The organism is Thiohalocapsa sp., from assembly GCF_019695415.1.
Lineage (GTDB): Bacteria > Pseudomonadota > Gammaproteobacteria > Chromatiales > Chromatiaceae > Thiohalocapsa.
This window is the reverse complement of record NZ_JAIFKJ010000080.1, coordinates 1,492-5,124: the sequence shown is the minus strand read 5'-3', so window position 1 is coordinate 5,124 and position 3,633 is coordinate 1,492. Positions and strand designations below refer to the sequence as shown.

The 3,633-nt window shown below is 65.7% G+C and carries 1 protein-coding gene and 1 pseudogene; both read right to left on the bottom strand.

What is annotated here, in order from left to right; genetic code table 11:
- Positions 1-340: 340 nt before the first annotated feature.
- Entirely contained in the window at positions 341-2,617 is a 2,277-nt protein-coding gene (locus I6U14_RS01105) for a tetratricopeptide repeat protein (RefSeq protein WP_296896172.1), read from the bottom strand.
- A gap of 243 nt (positions 2,618-2,860) precedes the next feature.
- Positions 2,861-3,457 (bottom strand): annotated as a pseudogene (locus I6U14_RS01100) (tyrosine-protein phosphatase); the annotation flags it as partial.
- Positions 3,458-3,633: the final 176 nt, after the last annotated feature.

Genomic DNA, 3,633 nt, shown 5'->3' with positions numbered 1-3,633 from the left:
TTCTTTGTGTTGAGTATGCTGTTCGTTTATGTTGTGGTGATTTTTGTGTCATGGTCCCTCGACCACCGAGATCTACACTGGGTGCCTTGTCGGCAGCGTAGGAGGGTGATAAGGTACGGGCATTGCAGTGTTTGTTTGCCTTGCGAACGGATTCCGGCTGCGCAGGCGTCGCTGTCGCAGGCGGCGTCGATGCGGGCCCTGAGCCTCGGGAATTGGTTTCGGCACCAATGGCCGTCGCGAGAATCGACACGGCCAACAGCGCTCCACCCGTTGCCAGTCCCCGTTTCTGGCGGCGCATGGATAGTCTGTGAGGCGAACTGCTGACTGTCGCCTCTGACTTTTACGGTGCGTCGAGCTGCCGCACCAGCTGATCGACCGCTGGGTCATCCGGCATCAGCTGCTGCAGCTTGCGCGCATAAGCGAGCGCTTCCTGCGGGCGCCCTGCATCGCGGTGGAAGGTCGCCAGCGCAACGAGGGTGTCCAGATCGCCGGGATGTCGAGTGTGCGAGTCCTCGAGCACCTCGATGGCCTGGTCCAGCTTGCCGTCGGACTGCAGTGCAACCGCGTACACGTAGCTGTAGCGGGCATTCTCGGGCGCCAGCGCGGCCGCCCGCGAAAGAGCGGCCGTGGCCGCATCGAGCCGCTGTTGTCGCACCAGGGAGAGGCCGAGCGCGTGCTGCAGGTCGGGGCTCGTCGGCTCGCGCTCGATCCCCTGCCGCAACAGACCATCCGCCTCCTGCTCGCGCCCGCGCTCGGCAAGCAGCTGGGCCAGATTGACGTACGCGGGGACGAAACGGGGCTGGCGCGCGATGGCCTTGCGATAGGCCAGCTCGGCGTCCTGATGCTTGCCTTGATCTGCGTACAGGGCGCCGAGGTTCAGCTGGGCCTCGGGACGCTCCGCGTTGAATGCCTGCACCGCGATGTATTCTTCGATCGCCTGTGCGCGCTGGCTGCGCACCTGCTCAGGCAGCCGGTCATCGGGCAGGATCGCCAGTAACCTTGCCGCCTCGGTGCGCAGCGCCTTGCGGTCGTCCCAGAGCAGGGGGGCCGCGAGCAACCGCTGGGCCGGGCCGAGGTCTGCAAGGGCCTCCAGCGCGCCGAGCCGCAGCAGCGGGTCCGTCGCAGCCAGGTCCTGCTGAACCTGGGCCAACATGGCGGCCTCCGGGTAGCGCGCGAGCGCCTGCAGGGCGGTCGCCCGCGCGATGGCCGGCTGTGCGTTGTCCGCGGCGATCTGAAGCAGCAGCCGACCGGCCTCCGGGAGTCGCGCACGCGCCGCATGCAGCGCCGGTGCGTAGCGCTCCAAGCCCTCGGGCGGCTTGCCGTACCAGGTCTCGACCTGTGCGGCGGCCCATTCATTGGTCTTGTCCGCATGGCATTGGGTGCAGGCGTTCGGGGTGCCCATCGCGATTGATCGGTCCGGGCGCGGCACGCGGAAGCTGTGATCGTGGCGGGCGTCGACCACCATGTAGTTGGTGGGCGGCATGTGGCACTCGATGCAGCTTGCGCCGGTCGAGCCCTCGGGATGGAAGTGGTGTTGCTTGGACGCGTACCGGTCCGGTGGGTGACACTGGTAGCAGACCGTGTCGCCGGGCAGTCGGACATTGGCCGCATGGGGGTCGTGGCAATCGGAGCAGGTGATGCCCGCCTGATACATCTTGCTCTGCAGCAGCGAGCCCCAGACGTAGACCTCGTCTTGGATCTGCCCATCCGGGTGGTACAGCCCCTCGGTGAGCAGCGCCGGGCGGAAGCCGTCGAGGAAGGGCTGCCCGGCGAACGCCTCATCAGTCATCTGGCTGCGTCGGCTGTGGCAGCGGGCACAGACCTGGATCTCCTTGGTCGTGGTCCGCGGTATGGAGCGCTCCGCCTTGCCGGTGTCGGGGTCGATGGGCCAGGCGACACCCATGCGCTCGTCCAGCCGGACCGTCAGCCCCATGTCCGAGAGGTCCAAGGGCACTCCTTTCGCGCGGGCCTCGGCCCATGCAAGGTGTCTCGAGCCAGGACCATGGCAGGCCTCGCAGGAAACGTCGATCTCGGACCAGGTGGTCTCGTAGCTGTCGCTGGATGCGTCATAGCCCTTCCTCAGGTTCGTGGAGTGGCAGTCGGCGCACATGTAGTTCCAGTTGAGATTCGGTCCGGTCCAGTGCAGCACGTCGTCGTGGGGGACCGGATCCTCGGGATGCAGATGCATCCAGCGCTGGCCGCCCTGTTCCTTGGGCCGACTGTCCCAGCCGATATCGAGGGCCTGCAGGCGCCCGCCGGGGAAGGCGATCAGATACTGCTGCAGCGGGAAGACGCCGAAGGTGTACTCGATCGGATAGTCGTGCAGCCTGCCGTCCGGGCCGTCGGTGCGGACCATGAACCGGCCGTCCTTGCGGAAGAAGCGGGAGACGACACCGAAATGCTCGAAGGAGACGTCGTTGAAATTTCCGAGCACCGTCGCGTCGGTCGCCTCCTGCATCGCCAGGTCGTGGTGGGAGCCCGTCCAGCGGGCATTTTCTTCGGCATGACAGGGCGCACATTGAGCGCGGCCGACATACTCTGCCGGAGCCTCATCGGCGCCCGCGACGACCCACCAGACGCTTGCAAGTGCAGCAAGCAAGACATTGGCTGACTTCATAAAACCTCATCTGTGGCGCGGCGACGCATCGGAGTGCCGGGTGACGGGCGTCGCGCTGTGACGCTCGCCGGTGCGGGACTGCAGAAATCCCGAGACCGATTGCCGCTGACCCTGATCGTCTTTGGGTAGGAGCCCCCTGAACTAAGGTGACAGGAAAAGGGTCTCGGCATTTTTCAGGCGATGCTCCAGTCACTGACAGGCGCCGAGCGTCGAGGGCCGGTTGCCGACGGCGCTCAGCGCCTGTCATTCTTGCACAAGAAATCGGTCGATCAGCGCCTTCTGGCCTTCGGCGTCGATGCCCAAGGCCTTGGTGAAATAGGTCTCGATCGTGCCGAACCCCTGCTGCATCTCATCGAACGCGGCCTCGAGGTATTCCGGCTTCACCCCGAAGACGGCTTCAGCGATGCTCCGGTCTCCACCGGCGGCGACAAAGTCGTCGATCTGCTGCTTGAACTGCGGCAGCGTATAGTCATTGGTGCGCATGAAATCGGCCATGACGGTCTCCCGCGGGACGCCCAGCAGCGTCAGCAGGGCGGCGGCCGCCCAGCCGGTGCGGTCTTTGCCGGTGGTGCAGTGAAAAACGGCGGGGGTCTTCGCAGGATCCGCCAGCGACAGAAACAAGGTCCTGTAGGACTGCTTGGCGCTCGGCAGCGAGACGAATGCTCGATAGCCGTCCATGAACATTGCCTCGATCTTGCCTCCCCCGAGCACGTCGTTGGCCTTCTTGGGATCGTGCAGCAGGGCCTCGAGCTCGGCCGGGGCGGAGGTCTTGGCGTCGGCGAGCACGTCCAGCAGTGCATAGCGAACCCCGGACGGCATCTGATCGGGCTTCGCCTTTGCCTCCGTATCGGACGATTACTTCTTGCTGTCCATGAAGGCCTTCTGGCCGCGCTCCGCGGCCTCTTTGGCCTTTTCCGCCTCTTCTGCGGCCTCGACCTCGTCGAGCACGACGGCCTCCTCGTCCATCGCTTCCGCCGCCAGCGCTTCGGCCTCGGCTGCCTCATCGGCCTTGATCA